Here is a 12,544-nt window from a genome sequence, read left to right as displayed (position 1 = left end):
CTTTGACGGTCGCCATTGTTTGAATCGCAAGGTCACTATAAAGAACTGACGCGCCGGGTTTGCCGCTCAACTCCTCGACCACCCACTGCCCCAGCACAGATTCTTCGATCCAGAAGGTGAGGCTTCCCCTAGCCTTCAATCCAGCGTTATACTCTGACCAGTTGCGGATGCGGTATTGAGGTTTCATGGCAGGTTTTATGTGTGATAACTGAAATTTACCATGCCTCTCCCGCCCGCAACCCCTCTTTCATGCAACAACGCCCCAATACAGGGTCAACATAGTGACGGTATCCGTTTGCAATCACTCCCATTTTGGCATTTGTCCAAACGGACGTCACGATTTGGAATGATTGTTAACTTGAGGATGAGCGTGAATCACCTCAGCGACTCACCCAGTTAGGTAAAGAGCGAAACCCAGGTTGGTCATTATTCTGGGTTTACCCACTCATCCACTCGCATTCGTCCCTAGGGCACACCAACCTAGGCTGAACAAATCTCTAGTGACGTTGATAGGAGAATGTCATGCCATACATGACGTCAAGTGCAGTCAGCGGAATATACTCGTTTCCGAATCATCCCGTGCGGGTATCACAACCGGGGCGATCGCCTCCAGTGGACAATCGTCGGTCGTGTGCAGATATCCGCATAGGGCGATCGCTCACTCCTGTACAGCACCATTTTTCTCAAAACTCGTTCGCTTCAGTTGCCGGAGCCACACGCCGCCAATCACCGCAACGACGAGTGAGATCCACCCCGTCAACGACTGTAACAGCAAAAATCCGCCAACGGTAAACATCGATCCAAAGAGCAGCAAAATCGCCGCCAAGGTTCGCTGTAGATCCCGCCCCAGATCTTGCAGAGGAAGTAGACCGGTTCGATCCTGCTGTCGGTGCCAACCGGGGCCACCGGGTCGAACGCGCGTGTAGAAAGCATCCAGGGTTTCGTCAGATTCGGGTGGCGTTAGCAGCATGACGGTAACCCACAGAACGGTTGTGAATCCAGAGGTCACCAGGAGACGGAGGCCAAAGTCCGAGATGGTCAGGAGGGGGACAACGCTGGTTACTAATCCAATCACGAATCCACCCACCATCGATGCTAATTCTGCCGCTGCGTTAATCCGCCACCAAAACCAGCGCAGAATTAGCACCAAGCCAGGGCCAGTGCCGATCGCAATCACTAGACGAAAGACAGTCGTGACATCCTGGGAAAAGAAAGCGGCGATCGCCCCTAGAGCTGTCACCAAAATCGACGCTATTTGTCCGGAAAAGACAAGCTCTCGCTGAGTTGCATCTGGGCGGATAAATCGTCCGTAGAGATCGTTAGTAAGATACGATGCGCCCCAGTTGATTAGCGTAGATACGGTACTCATAAACGCTGCCAAGAGGGATGCCACAACGAGACCTAACATTGCAGGGGGCAAGAAATCCAGCATGAGTTTGGGATATCCCAATTCCCGATCCTCCAAATCTGGATAGAGGGCGATCGCGGCTAGGGCGACCACAATCCAAGGCCAAGTCCGAACCACGTAGTGCAGCAGATTGAAGAACCAAGCGGATTTTTCGGCTTCATTCTCATCTTTGGATGCAGCCAGCCGTTGGATAAACTCGCCACCGCCATCACTCCGCCGAAATGCCCACCATTGCAGAAACACATAGGCGAAAAAGGTGCTTGCCGTAATCCCTGCGGTTTCACTCCAGGCCAGCCACGGACGCTGAGCCGAGGGATGAAACGGTAGAAACGAAAGAGCATCCTGGGGTGTAACGGCTTGTGCTTGCTGCAACAGAGACTCCATTCCACCCATCTCCACGACGGCATAGCTCGCCACCACGATCGCCCCAAATAGCGCCAAAAAAAACTGAAAAAAGTCCGTGGCAACGACCCCCCACAGACCAGAGAATCCCGCATAGAGCAGCACCAACGCGCTAATACCAATCACGCTCCAAATTTTGGCATTGTCCCCTGGATCGAGTCCCAAACTCTGCCACAGTCCCAGGGCATCCACCACTTTCACCATCGCTAACATCGCGTACCCAATCCCAATACAGTTAATTGGCACGGCAAAGAGAAACGCCTTTGTCCCTCGGAGGACGGCAGCCGTTTTGCCACCGTAGCGCATCTCTATTAACTCAGCATCAGTAACAATTTCCGAGCGTCGCCAAAGACGGGCAAAGACATAGATCATGACGACATGGGCTACGCCAAAACTCCACCATTCCCAATTCCCGGCAATGCCCCGATTGCCCACGACTCCGGCAATGTAGAGAGGTGTATCGATAGAAAAGGTGGTCGCGGCCATGCTGGTTCCCGCCAACCACCAAGGGAGCGATCGCCCCGACACAAAGAAGTCCACTAGGCTCCCCGATGCTCTGCGGGATAGATAGAGTCCGAGACTGATCGAAAATACCAAATAGACGAGAACAATTAACCAATCAATCCATTGCATGGGGGATGCTCCTCACGTGCCCGACGGGTGAACCAAAATCAAGATGCAAACTGTTGGGCGTAGAACTGGGCATAGCGACCTTCTTGCGCCAAAAGTTCGGCATGGGTTCCTGATTCAACAACGCTGCCATTTTCCAACACCAGGATGCGATCGGCGCGACGAACCGTAGCAAGGCGATGGGCGATGATAAACACAGTACGGTCTTGCATCAGGCGTTCTAAGGCTTCCTGCACCAACGCTTCCGACTCGGAATCGAGGGCAGAGGTGGCCTCATCCAGAATCAGAATGCGGGGATTGAGCAGTACCGCACGGGCGATCGCAATCCGCTGGCGTTGACCACCAGAAAGGTTAACCCCGCGTTCCCCCACCCAGGACTGATAGCCATCGGGAAACTCGCTGATGAACTGATGGGCGTTGGCAATTTTGGCGGCAGCTTCCACATCCGTGAGATTAAAGTGAGATTGCCCAAAGGCGATATTTTGGGCGATCGTGCCTGAAAACAGCGTACTTTCCTGGGGCACAATGCCAATTTGACGACGCAGACTTGCCAGGGTCACATTCCGAATCGGGATACCGTCAATGAAAATCTCGCCCTGCTGCGGATCGTAGAACCGAGGTAACAGATTCACCAACGTCGTTTTACCAGCTCCCGATGCTCCCACCAGGGCGATCGCCTCTCCAGGCTGAGCCATCAGGTTGAGATGCTTGAGAACGGGCTGCTCGGCGCTATATCCAAAGCAGATATCGCGATATTCCACCTTTCCCGTCACATAGGGCATGGGAACTGCATCGGGACTTTCCACCACCGCAGGCTGAATCTCCATCAGCTCAAAAATGCGATCAACGGAAGCTTGCCCCTGTTTGAACCCGTTGTAGTTATCCGTGGTGAGGGCGATCGGGTCAATCAGCAGCAGTACCGCCGCCACAAAGCTCCCAAACTCTTCCCCGGTTAGTCGGCCTTGGGAAATTTGCCAGCCTCCCAGCAGTAGCAAGATGAGAATACTAAGCGCATACAAAAATCCCACCACGGGAAGTTGGAACGCCCGCAGCCAGGATGTCGCGTACCTCGCCTGACGATTATGCTCAGCGGCATCGGCAAAGCGCTGAATCTCGTACTCTTCGGCTGAAAAGGCCCGCACTAGGCGAATGCCACTGAACACTTCCGTAATCAACGACGATAAGTCAGAAATTCGGCTTTGGCTGCGACGGGAAAAAGTCAGCATTTTTTCCCCAAACCAGCTAATCAGGATGCCAATGAGGGGGGCAATGATCAGCGTCGCGAGGGTGAGGCGCGGACTGAGATACACCATGTAGCCAAGGACGACAATGAGCTGAAGGACGCAGGGGACAAAGCTGTTAAAAAACTTATCCACCACTTCGCCAATGCGATCGATATCTTCCGTCAAACGATAGGACAGATCGCCCGTTTTTGCCGTTTCAAAATAGCTGAGGCTAAGGCGTTGGAGGTGGCTATACACCGAGGTTCGTAAATCGAGGGCGATCGCCAGTGAGGCTTTTGCCATCCGTTCGTATTGCCCATACTGTGCCAACTTTTGCACGAGAAACGAAACGGCCAGAATGCCGGATAATTCGGCAAGGCGTGCCATATTGCCCTCTGCCAGTGCCCCTAACAGGCGACCTGCCGCCCAAGCCAGGAATGGCCAAAACGCGGTGAACACAGCCACACACGCCAACGCCTGAAGAATCAGAGGCCAGTGCGGACGGAGATAGGGCAGAAGTTGCCAGTAGCTAGAGCGTTTTTTCAAAATCACCTTCAAACATCGCTAGATTTTAGGCTATCAGCTTTCGGGACAGCGGATGACCTCGTAAGATGCAAGCTCCCATGGTAGACTCGCAGGCAAATTCTTTCCCTGTTTGTCGTGTTGAGGAGTGAGTTTGTAAATGAATATTAAAATGCTTTTATCCGGTGCGAGTAGCTTGACCTTAATGATGGCGAGTGCGGCTCTGGGATCAAGTACAGCTTTAGCCAACCCGCAGATTGCTCAAGAACCAGCTTCAGAAGCAGAAGTGACGGAAATGGATGCGTCCTCAACGGCTGATACCTCTGACCCAGTGTTATCAGAACCGACAGAGACCATCGCAGAAGACACGACCGAAGCGGCGGCGGAAGACCCAGCGGAGGAAACAACGGATGCGGCGGATGCGGCTGTGTCGGACGACATTTCGCTTTTCGAGCGACCCAGCTATATCGATCAGTGCCGTTCTAGCGGCGCAACGCTATTGACCGTGTACAAAGATTCGTCGCTGACCCTGCCGTTCGACGACATTGAACCCTACACGCAAATCACGCTGACGGGGGTATTGGGAGAGGGCGTTGCCCAGCTTGAAGAACCCCTGGGATGGGTGCGTGCAGCCACGCTTTTACTTAACTGCGATGCTGGCCCCAATCCCTAGCCAGAGCCGGAAACGGAAACGGGGGTCTGTTACCAAGTGGTACCTACCCTAGGACTGATTGCACGGGAAACGCCAGCGGGTCAAGCCCAAACCTATCAAGGCCAAACGGATGGGCCAGCGGGACAATCTAGGGTTTACGGACTCGTACCTCCCCAGCGGCAAACCATTGCACCGTGCACCTGGCAGCGGGTTTCCTATACCAGTCTGAGCGGTGATGAACGGATCGGATGGGTTGCGGAAGCACGGGGAACCCAACTCAATCTTGTTGCCTGCCCAGGTTCATAGGTGGCTTGAGAGAACTGAATTTGAACATTGTTAACGAAAGAGAGTGAACGATGAAACTACAAAACCTATTTGCAGCCGCAGTACTGAGTGTCATTGTGCCCATAGCCTTTACACGGGTTGCCCAGGCAGACACCGTACAAGCTCACTGTGATTTTTACCCCATCGGGGAGACCATGGACGTGTTCACGGTGGGTTTGTCCAGATCCCGTACAAGCTCACTGTGATTTTTACCCCATCGGGGAGGACTACGTCTCGTCTTCAATGCCCTGTACCTTTTCGCAACGCCAGGGCTACATCACGATTCAGACTCAGGGAGGTGCAGTGTATGAATTTAGCCCAGTTGGTGATGTACCCGGTAATTTCGTAGACGCAGCCGGAAATCCCGTCTATCGCCAAGCAGGCTTGGGAGACGCAGGCCAAATCTTTAGACTCAACAATGAATCAATCTAGGTGTACTGGGATACGGCTGCCTTTGAAACGACTGTCCCCTATTCCAGTGGTGATCGGATTGGCACCCTGACGGCTACCGATCCAACTGCTCAAATTAATGTGCGGAGTGAGTCCACACAGTATTCACGGGCGATCGCCTATGGATTGGTCGGTGACAGAGTGAGTATTTTGGACTGTGTGGTAGATACTGATTCTGCACGTAGTGATTTGAATTGGTGTGAAGTGCGATTTCCAGAATCTGGCGCGATCGGCTGGATTCGCAGCGATTTTATTATCTTCCCCAGTGACGGTTACTAAAGCGAGAGTACGGAAGCCAATCGACGTGATAGCGATAACGAATTAGAGTATCGCGGGAACGACCGATAATCGTTGATGCAGATTTTCGGTCTGATCGTGGAAGGCAGAGTTCCTGATGCGGCAGCCATACGGTTGTTGCATCAGGGTCTACAGGTTGGTAGAGTCTTTGTTTGAAAACTCTGAGCTATAACTTGCGATCGCAGGGATATCAGGCGCAAGCCAGATCAATATGCCCCTTGAAATCAAGCCTGGGTTCGGCGCAAAAAATCACCTTATTGGTGGATACATCGGTAGGACGCCAATGTAGACCGAGCGACCTAACCTTAGAGTATAAGAGTTGGGTTACGAATCATGGCATGGCAAATTGGGTAGCACGTCCGATGCGATCGCCCGGACCGCACACTTGAGGGGAAGATTATCCAAGCTGATAGTGAGAGTGTGATTATTTCTTGTCCGGTTGATAAAATGGTTGTGTGTGGCTCTCAAAAGCAGCTAGAAAAACTGGGTTGGCATTTGGCCTCGACGGTAGTTTAACCGCTTGCGGTTAAACTCAGGTATCGGCTAGCACAACCCAGAACATCCTCTATGACTCCACCACCTCACTCCATTCAATACTGCGCTATGACCTTAGATCGTCATTCGTCCACGCAAGTTGCCGCACTGATCTACGAGTCTGCGCCAGAGCTGTTTAGAATCCTGTTTGGCGATCGCGCTATTCCGGTTCTCTCAATGCTTGTGGAGCGATCGCACAATCGGTTTAGCCATCGCTACATTTGGGTTGCCGAGCAGGAAGGAGAGGTGATTGGAGTCGTGGTTTTGGTTCCTACGGAATGCTTGCCGGATCAGGCGGATGCCAACGCGGTACTGTCTTTGGGGCAACGACTGTGGGTAGAGGCGGTACAGCGTTTTTTCCTCAACGCGATTTTGAGGCACGACTATCCCGCTCAGACGCTCTACATTGGCAACTTGGCTGTTCGGGCAGATTGCCGTGGGCAAGGGATTGGTACAGCGTTGCTTCAGCAGTGCATTTCCCAAGCAGAGCAGGTTAAGGCTCAGTCTCTGTTCATCAGTGTGGATATTGATAATCCAAGGGCGCAGGCGTTGTACGAGTCGTTGGGGTTTTGTCCGATGGACACTCTAACGCGCCGACTCTTTGGTCGAATCGTTGGCTCAACGGTATTAGAGAAAACGCTAACGTCTATGCCTAGCGCTCCAGAATAAGGGTTACAGGGCCATCATTTTCAATCGACACATCCATCATCGCGCCAAATTTTCCGGTTTCCACCTTGAGTCCACTTTGGCGCAGTTTTTCCACGAATTGAAGATAGAGTGCCTCCGCCTTTGCAGGGGAAGCTGCTTGGTCGAAAGAGGGACGACGCCCCTTGCGGCAATCTCCGTAGAGGGTGAACTGACTGACCACAAGGAGTTCGCCTTGGATGTCCAGCACCGATTGGTCAAACTTTCCGGCACTGTCGGGAAAAATCCGCAGTTCTAGACATTTCTTTACCATCCAGTCCAACTCGGCTTCGGTGTCTGTTTCGGCAATGCCAACCAAGAGATTGAGTCCCCGTTGAATTGCGCCAACGACTTGCTCCCCAACGACGACTTGCGAGGACGAAACCCGCTGTACCACTACTCGCATACGTTCATTCCTTCCCACAACTAAGCGATTCCCCATTGGAGAATCGCCTAGCCATCTTAATCTAAATTGATCCAGCGAATCTATTTACCAAACCCTTTGCCGCGATTCACTGATGGAATGCAGATGCAGTCTTCTAATTGCTGCCTTAGGGTTTCCTGATCGAGATTTTGACCAATCAACACCAGTTGATTCTTTGGTTCGCCTTTCCACTCTTCATCATCGAGGGTGAATCGCTTACCACTGAGGTGGAAGATATGCCGTTTTGGGCTTTCGTCAAACCAGAGAATGCCCTTAGCGCGAAATACGCTGGCTGGCAGCAAGTTATCTAGAAAATGCTGGAACTTGCGAATCGAGAGGGGGCGATCGCTCTGGAAGGAAATCGATGTGAACCCATCAATCTCTAGGTGATTGGAGTGGTGATGGTCGTGATCGTGTTCGCAATGGCCATGATCATGATCGCAGTTGGAATGATCGTGGTGATCATGGTCGTGATGCTCATGTTCACAATGGCCGTGGTCATGATCACAATTGGAATGATCGTGATGATCGTGGTGCTGATCCGACTCGGTTTCAAAATAGCGATCGCTCTCAAACAGTCCTACACTGAGAATCAAAGGTAGAGGAACTTGCGCCTTGGTGGTGCGCAGAATTCGGGCATCTTGCTTCACGTCCCGAATCTTGGTTTCCAGCAAATCTAAATCGGCCTCGTCCACCAAATCCGTTTTGTTGAGCAGCAGAATATCGGCGTAGGCAATCTGGTTGTAGGCCGCCTGACTGTTGAACAAATCGAGGCTGTAGTTCTCGGAATCGACCACCGTCACAATGGAATCCAAACGGGTGAGATCGCGGAGTTCCGTTCCTAAGAAGGTAAGAGCGATCGGCAGTGGATCGGCCAGTCCGGTGGTTTCTACAACCAGATAATCAATCTGATCTTGCCGTTCCAGGACTCGGTAGACAGCATCCATCAGGTCATTATTGATAGTGCAGCAGATACAGCCATTGCTGAGTTCCACCATGTTGTCATCGTTTTCTCCGGTGGTAATCAGCAGATCATTGTCAATGCCGATTTCGCCGAACTCATTGACAAGTACAGCCGTCTTCAGTCCTTCCTGGTTGCTGAGGATGTGGTTAAGCAGCGTTGTTTTGCCGCTTCCTAAAAAGCCAGTGATGATCGTAACGGGGAGTCCTCGCTTGAGGTCGCCCATCGCTTGGGTTGAATCGGAAGTAACCGCTGAAGTCATAGACAGTAACGTTGAAAGCGTCAATAAGCGTTGAATGCAGGTGAGAAGCAAATCGCCGTCGTGCTGAAGTAACCACCAACGCACGTGAGATTCATTCTCAAACTAGCTTCTTCCTATTATTGCGTATGTGCCGTCAAGATTGCCGGGGTCACCCAGATTCGTAACGAAGGGTGATTAAACTGTCAATCAAAACGCTCAATGCTCAGTGCTAGGATTAGGTACATCAGTTCTATCTCGCTGGGCGATCGCAGGATCAGGTGTTATGGTTCCAGCCTTTGTAAGGATCAAACAGTATTTGCAGCCGGAAATTTACTCTGGTATCCAGACCAATCCCTTATGACGTCAGTGCGTCACTCCCAACAATGAAAAAAGTCTATTTTCAGGAAAACGCAGGTGCGTGTCTTGCTCATAGCAAGCCTTAAGACTTTAAAGTAGGGGATGGTGGCGATCGCCCCTATCCTCCGTTCTAAGCTCGACTTTATTTCCATGGAACGTTACCTGATCTCCTCAAACTCAGTATTTGAAGCCCAGATTGGCTACTCTCGTGCCGTGGTTGATGGCGATTGGGTGTTTGTGTCGGGCACAACGGGATACAACTACGCCACGATGACCATTGCAGACGATGTCGTGGTTCAAGCTGAGCAGTGCTTTCAAAACATAGAAGCTGCCCTAGCCCAGGCCAATTGTACGCTACAGGATACTGTACGGATTCGCTATATTTTCCCCGATCGCCAGGATTTTGAACCCTGTTGGCCTGTGTTTCAACGCTACCTGGGACAGATCCGACCCGCCGCTACCATGATAGTCGCAGGTCTCGCCGATCCCCAGATGAAACTGGAAATCGAGGTTACGGCTCGTCGGCGATGAGGATAGAGGCGCTATAACGGGAGTGTAGATTAGCGATCGCGAGGATCTCTGTCCATGCTCTCTCAGCACGAGTCTTCAAGTTTCAACAGTAGGGATATGGGTGCATTGATCCATGCCACCCACTTTGCAGCCTTCAAACATCGCCATCAGCGTCGTAAGGACGATGTGACGCCCTACATCAACCACCCGATCGCCCTCATGCAGATCCTATGGAACGAGTCGAACATTGACGATACGGTCGTGATTCTCGCAGCACTGCTGCACGATACCGTCGAAGATACCGACACAACCTTTGCGGAACTGGAATCAACCTTTGGTTCGGAGGTCACCGAGGTTGTCCGCCAAGTCACCGATGACAAATCCCTACCAAAATCCGCCCGCAAGCAGCTTCAAATCGACCATGCGCCGCATCTGAGCGATCGCGCCAAGCTCGTGAAGTTAGCGGATAAGACTGCTAATTTGCGAGATATGGCCATATCCCCACCTGCAGACTGGCCACTTCAGCGGCAGTATGACTATTTTGAATGGGCAAAAACGGTGGTCGATCGCCTGCGAGGCGTGCATCCCAAACTAGAAGCATTGTTTGATCAGGCCTATCACGATGGATTGACGTGTTTGAATCAACGGCGGGCGATCGCCCTCTCTGCGGAGGAATCCTAGCGGTTAGTTAAAATAGCGACCATTGAACGACAAGTGCTATGGGTACTAAAAATGTTTAACGGGTCTTGCCCATTGAGGACAAGGTTCTGCTAGTATAGTTTAGCTACGCGGATGTGGCGGAATTGGTAGACGCGCTAGATTTAGGTTCTAGTACCGCAAGGTGTGAAGGTTCAAGTCCTTTCATCCGCATAACTCGGACACCATAGCGAATGGTAAAGTTCAGCCGCAGGGTGACCCGTGTGCTGGCAGACTTGATACGCTGAGAAAGCGCAACGATGTTGAACAACACGGATACGCCTTATTGAACAGGAGGCGAGCAAGAATGACATCCAAAGAAACCGACGTCAAAGAGATTGCCACCCAGCTATTGGCTGGTATGCTGGCCAATCCCCACATCTACAGCATGGTGAGTGAGGAAGCAGGTATGGGGCAACAGGAGCACATCCTACTTTCAAAGGCAATACAGATGGCTGAAACACTCGTTCAAAAAATCGACAACTCCAACGAGGGATCGTCAAGCCCTTAGCGTTAGGTGTCTATAGACAACTGTTTGGGAAAGGGGGATGTCGGCCTAGACGCTCAATCAAACGGTAGGGCTTTCGAGGAGGGGCAACGGTTCTCTCTACGCATCAGACCTGTCTTAACCCAATCCTAAGGGGATACGCAACTCTCTTGAACCAAACGATCGAGTTCAGATTGCATTTGATTCTGCACCAAGTCGTAACACGCCTGAACGTAGGCTTTATCCTGAGCTGCCGCTTCTCCATACCGATCAAACACAATGGGATGGCAGACCCGCGTATGAATTTGAACGGGTAGCGGAATGTTGGGCAGTGGCCCGATCGCAATGCCCCAGGGAAGTCCGAGGTAAATGGGGCAAACTTCAGGATCGATGCCAAACAACCACGGCACCCCCCACTGATGAAGTTGCTGTATTTGAGGATAGATATCCGCTAGGACAATCAGGGTAGCGTGGGCTCCGTGGGAAATTAACGGAACAATCGGTGTCTCTGTTTGTAAGGCGAGTTTAATAAATCCTCGACGACCGTGAAAGTGAATGGTGTTGCGTTCTGAGTACGGTCGAAACACGTCCTGAACGCCCCCCGGATAGATCAATAGGCTAGCGTTGTGGTGCAAAGCGGCGATCGCCATTTTGGGATGAGCCCGGAGCGTTCCGACCTGAGTGGCGAGGCGGGCGAGTCCCGGTAGGGCTTTCCAGATCGTGGGATCCATGAGGGCATAAACGGGACGGTGAACCCCAAAGGTTTGATACCAGTCGTGCATCATCATGTACAAGTCAGGCGCAGCGAGTCCACCGTTGTGAGACCCAATCAATAGCACCTTTCCCTCTGGAGGGATATGCTCCCAACCGCTGGTTCTCACCCGAAAGTAGTAGCGATAGAGCCAGTCCATCGCGGGCAAGAGTTGCTCAATGACCTGCGGATCGCGATCCTCCAGTGACCAACCGTCTAGGCTCGTGGCCGGAGCCAGGGAGGCCTGTCGGTATAAATCCCAAAAGGGTTTGAACGCTGGGATGAAACGGAGCAGTGCTTGCATGAACTCAAACTAAACGGGCTGAGTGGCTACGGAAAACCCTTCTGACTCCTATTGTATCGGCTTCAGGAATCATGATTCATGCATTGTATACCCACTCTCTGGATCTCTACCGTGTCTACAGATCTTGTTTTCATCCGAAAAGTCTGGGGATGTCCCCCTTTTCAAGAGGGATTTCGAGGCTACTTCCCCCATTTTTTAAGGGGAGACGGGGGATCAAGCCCCTACAGAGTTTAAGTAGCTGTCATTTTGGTAGACCACCCTGTGACATTAAGAATCCCTCAAATTCGTTTACATCGATAGCGAAATCATTGGGTGTGTAAGAGAATAGAAGCAGAAAGCTCTTCTCGTGTTGGGAGGATGCATCCAATGAAAGGAAAACCTGGTCTCTGGGCTTCACTGCGCCGTAGCCGGATCACGGTTTCCAAGGTTTCCCGTTGAAGCGGTAGCTCAAACTCACTAATCCAACTGTTCAGCAGACGTAGCAGGTTGCGGGCATGGCCACCACTCACGCGACATAGCCGATCCAGGCTGTCGGGACTATCAAAAATATCCTCCTGGTGCTGCAACCGCTCCTCTGGGCTCATTGTTGGGAAGATCCGAGCTAAGACCATTTGTCTCAAGAGTACCATGCCTTCAATCCCTGCGGGTCGATTCCCCGCCGCTCTGCGGCGTAAAATGCCAGGATGA

General features: G+C 51.9%; 15 protein-coding genes and 1 tRNA gene. 9 read left to right on the top strand and 7 right to left on the bottom strand.

What is annotated here, in order from left to right:
* The 3 genes from IGR76_02155 to IGR76_02145 form a co-directional block, all read right to left on the bottom strand.
* Positions 1-187, bottom strand: a 187-nt coding sequence (locus IGR76_02155; protein MBF2077336.1) for a transposase, incomplete at its 3' end; no start/stop codon positions are given.
* 471 nt (positions 188-658) lie between these two features.
* Positions 659-2,443: a Na+:solute symporter gene (locus tag IGR76_02150; protein MBF2077335.1), complete on the bottom strand. Its 1,785-nt coding sequence runs from the start codon at positions 2,441-2,443 to the stop codon at positions 659-661.
* 38 nt (positions 2,444-2,481) lie between these two features.
* Positions 2,482-4,209, bottom strand: coding sequence for an ABC transporter ATP-binding protein (locus IGR76_02145; protein MBF2077334.1), 1,728 nt, complete (start codon positions 4,207-4,209; stop codon positions 2,482-2,484).
* 136 nt (positions 4,210-4,345) lie between these two features.
* Here IGR76_02145 and IGR76_02140 point away from each other — a divergent pair, with 136 nt between their 5' ends.
* From IGR76_02140 to IGR76_02120, 5 genes are all read left to right on the top strand, one after another.
* Positions 4,346-4,858 carry a hypothetical protein gene (locus IGR76_02140; GenBank protein MBF2077333.1) on the top strand — a complete coding sequence of 171 codons (513 nt, stop codon included), beginning with the start codon at positions 4,346-4,348 and terminating at the stop codon, positions 4,856-4,858.
* A gap of 36 nt (positions 4,859-4,894) precedes the next feature.
* On the top strand, positions 4,895-5,143 hold the full coding sequence (locus IGR76_02135; GenBank protein ID MBF2077332.1) for a hypothetical protein: 249 nt from the start codon (positions 4,895-4,897) through the stop codon (positions 5,141-5,143).
* Between the two features lie 261 nt (positions 5,144-5,404).
* Positions 5,405-5,593: a hypothetical protein gene (locus IGR76_02130; GenBank protein MBF2077331.1), complete on the top strand. Its 189-nt coding sequence runs from the start codon at positions 5,405-5,407 to the stop codon at positions 5,591-5,593.
* Positions 5,594-5,890 carry an SH3 domain-containing protein gene (locus tag IGR76_02125; GenBank protein MBF2077330.1) on the top strand — a complete coding sequence of 99 codons (297 nt, stop codon included), beginning with the start codon at positions 5,594-5,596 and terminating at the stop codon, positions 5,888-5,890.
* A gap of 621 nt (positions 5,891-6,511) precedes the next feature.
* Positions 6,512-7,111 carry a GNAT family N-acetyltransferase gene (locus IGR76_02120; protein ID MBF2077329.1) on the top strand — a complete coding sequence of 200 codons (600 nt, stop codon included), beginning with the start codon at positions 6,512-6,514 and terminating at the stop codon, positions 7,109-7,111.
* Here IGR76_02120 and IGR76_02115 read toward each other — a convergent pair.
* Both IGR76_02115 and IGR76_02110 read right to left on the bottom strand, forming a co-directional pair.
* Positions 7,095-7,532 (bottom strand): D-tyrosyl-tRNA(Tyr) deacylase, encoded by a 438-nt coding sequence (locus tag IGR76_02115; GenBank protein MBF2077328.1) that lies wholly within the window; start codon positions 7,530-7,532, stop codon positions 7,095-7,097. The two genes, IGR76_02120 and IGR76_02115, sit on opposite strands and share 17 nt — an antisense overlap.
* Positions 7,533-7,612: 80 nt before the next feature.
* Entirely contained in the window at positions 7,613-8,773 is a 1,161-nt protein-coding gene (locus IGR76_02110) for a GTP-binding protein (protein MBF2077327.1), read from the bottom strand.
* 486 nt (positions 8,774-9,259) lie between these two features.
* On the opposite strand from IGR76_02110, the gene IGR76_02105 reads away from it, so the two are divergent.
* The 4 genes from IGR76_02105 (at position 9,260) to IGR76_02090 (ending at position 10,826) form a co-directional block, all read left to right on the top strand.
* Complete coding sequence (locus IGR76_02105; GenBank protein ID MBF2077326.1) at positions 9,260-9,640, top strand: RidA family protein; 381 nt, start codon at positions 9,260-9,262, stop codon at positions 9,638-9,640.
* Between the two features lie 96 nt (positions 9,641-9,736).
* Positions 9,737-10,300, top strand: a complete 564-nt coding sequence (locus IGR76_02100; GenBank protein ID MBF2077325.1) for a bifunctional (p)ppGpp synthetase/guanosine-3',5'-bis(diphosphate) 3'-pyrophosphohydrolase — start codon at positions 9,737-9,739, stop codon at positions 10,298-10,300.
* Positions 10,301-10,407: 107 nt separating this feature from the next.
* Positions 10,408-10,489, top strand: a tRNA-Leu gene (locus IGR76_02095).
* Between the two features lie 133 nt (positions 10,490-10,622).
* Positions 10,623-10,826: a hypothetical protein gene (locus IGR76_02090; protein MBF2077324.1), complete on the top strand. Its 204-nt coding sequence runs from the start codon at positions 10,623-10,625 to the stop codon at positions 10,824-10,826.
* A 125-nt stretch (positions 10,827-10,951) separates the two neighbouring features.
* On the opposite strand, the gene IGR76_02085 is transcribed toward IGR76_02090, so the two are convergent.
* Together IGR76_02085 and IGR76_02080 are read right to left on the bottom strand one after the other, a co-directional pair.
* Positions 10,952-11,857, bottom strand: coding sequence for an acyltransferase family protein (locus tag IGR76_02085; GenBank protein MBF2077323.1), 906 nt, complete (start codon positions 11,855-11,857; stop codon positions 10,952-10,954).
* Positions 11,858-12,162: 305 nt separating this feature from the next.
* On the bottom strand, positions 12,163-12,544 hold a 382-nt coding region (locus tag IGR76_02080), incomplete at its 5' end, for a hypothetical protein (GenBank protein MBF2077322.1).

It is taken from the genome of Synechococcales cyanobacterium T60_A2020_003 (genome assembly GCA_015272205.1).
In the GTDB taxonomy this organism is placed as follows: Bacteria; Cyanobacteriota; Cyanobacteriia; order RECH01; family RECH01; genus JACYMB01.
The sequence above is the reverse complement of the archived record's forward strand: the minus strand, read 5'-3'. Positions and strand labels throughout refer to the sequence as shown.

Bases quoted from the DNA above. Each gene is read 5' to 3' on its own strand.
- IGR76_02150 (MBF2077335.1), bottom strand. From the start codon at position 2,443: ATGCAATGGATTGATTGGTTAATTGTTCTCGTCTATTTGGTATTTTCG.
- IGR76_02140 (MBF2077333.1), top strand. From the start codon at position 4,346: ATGAATATTAAAATGCTTTTATCCGGTGCGAGTAGCTTGACCTTAATG.
- IGR76_02130 (MBF2077331.1), top strand. From the start codon at position 5,405: ATGCCCTGTACCTTTTCGCAACGCCAGGGCTACATCACGATTCAGACT.
- IGR76_02120 (MBF2077329.1), top strand. From the start codon at position 6,512: ATGACCTTAGATCGTCATTCGTCCACGCAAGTTGCCGCACTGATCTAC.
- IGR76_02115 (MBF2077328.1), bottom strand. From the start codon at position 7,532: ATGCGAGTAGTGGTACAGCGGGTTTCGTCCTCGCAAGTCGTCGTTGGG.
- IGR76_02110 (MBF2077327.1), bottom strand. From the start codon at position 8,773: ATGACTTCAGCGGTTACTTCCGATTCAACCCAAGCGATGGGCGACCTC.
- IGR76_02105 (MBF2077326.1), top strand. From the start codon at position 9,260: ATGGAACGTTACCTGATCTCCTCAAACTCAGTATTTGAAGCCCAGATT.
- IGR76_02100 (MBF2077325.1), top strand. From the start codon at position 9,737: ATGGGTGCATTGATCCATGCCACCCACTTTGCAGCCTTCAAACATCGC.
- IGR76_02090 (MBF2077324.1), top strand. From the start codon at position 10,623: ATGACATCCAAAGAAACCGACGTCAAAGAGATTGCCACCCAGCTATTG.
- IGR76_02085 (MBF2077323.1), bottom strand. From the start codon at position 11,857: ATGCAAGCACTGCTCCGTTTCATCCCAGCGTTCAAACCCTTTTGGGAT.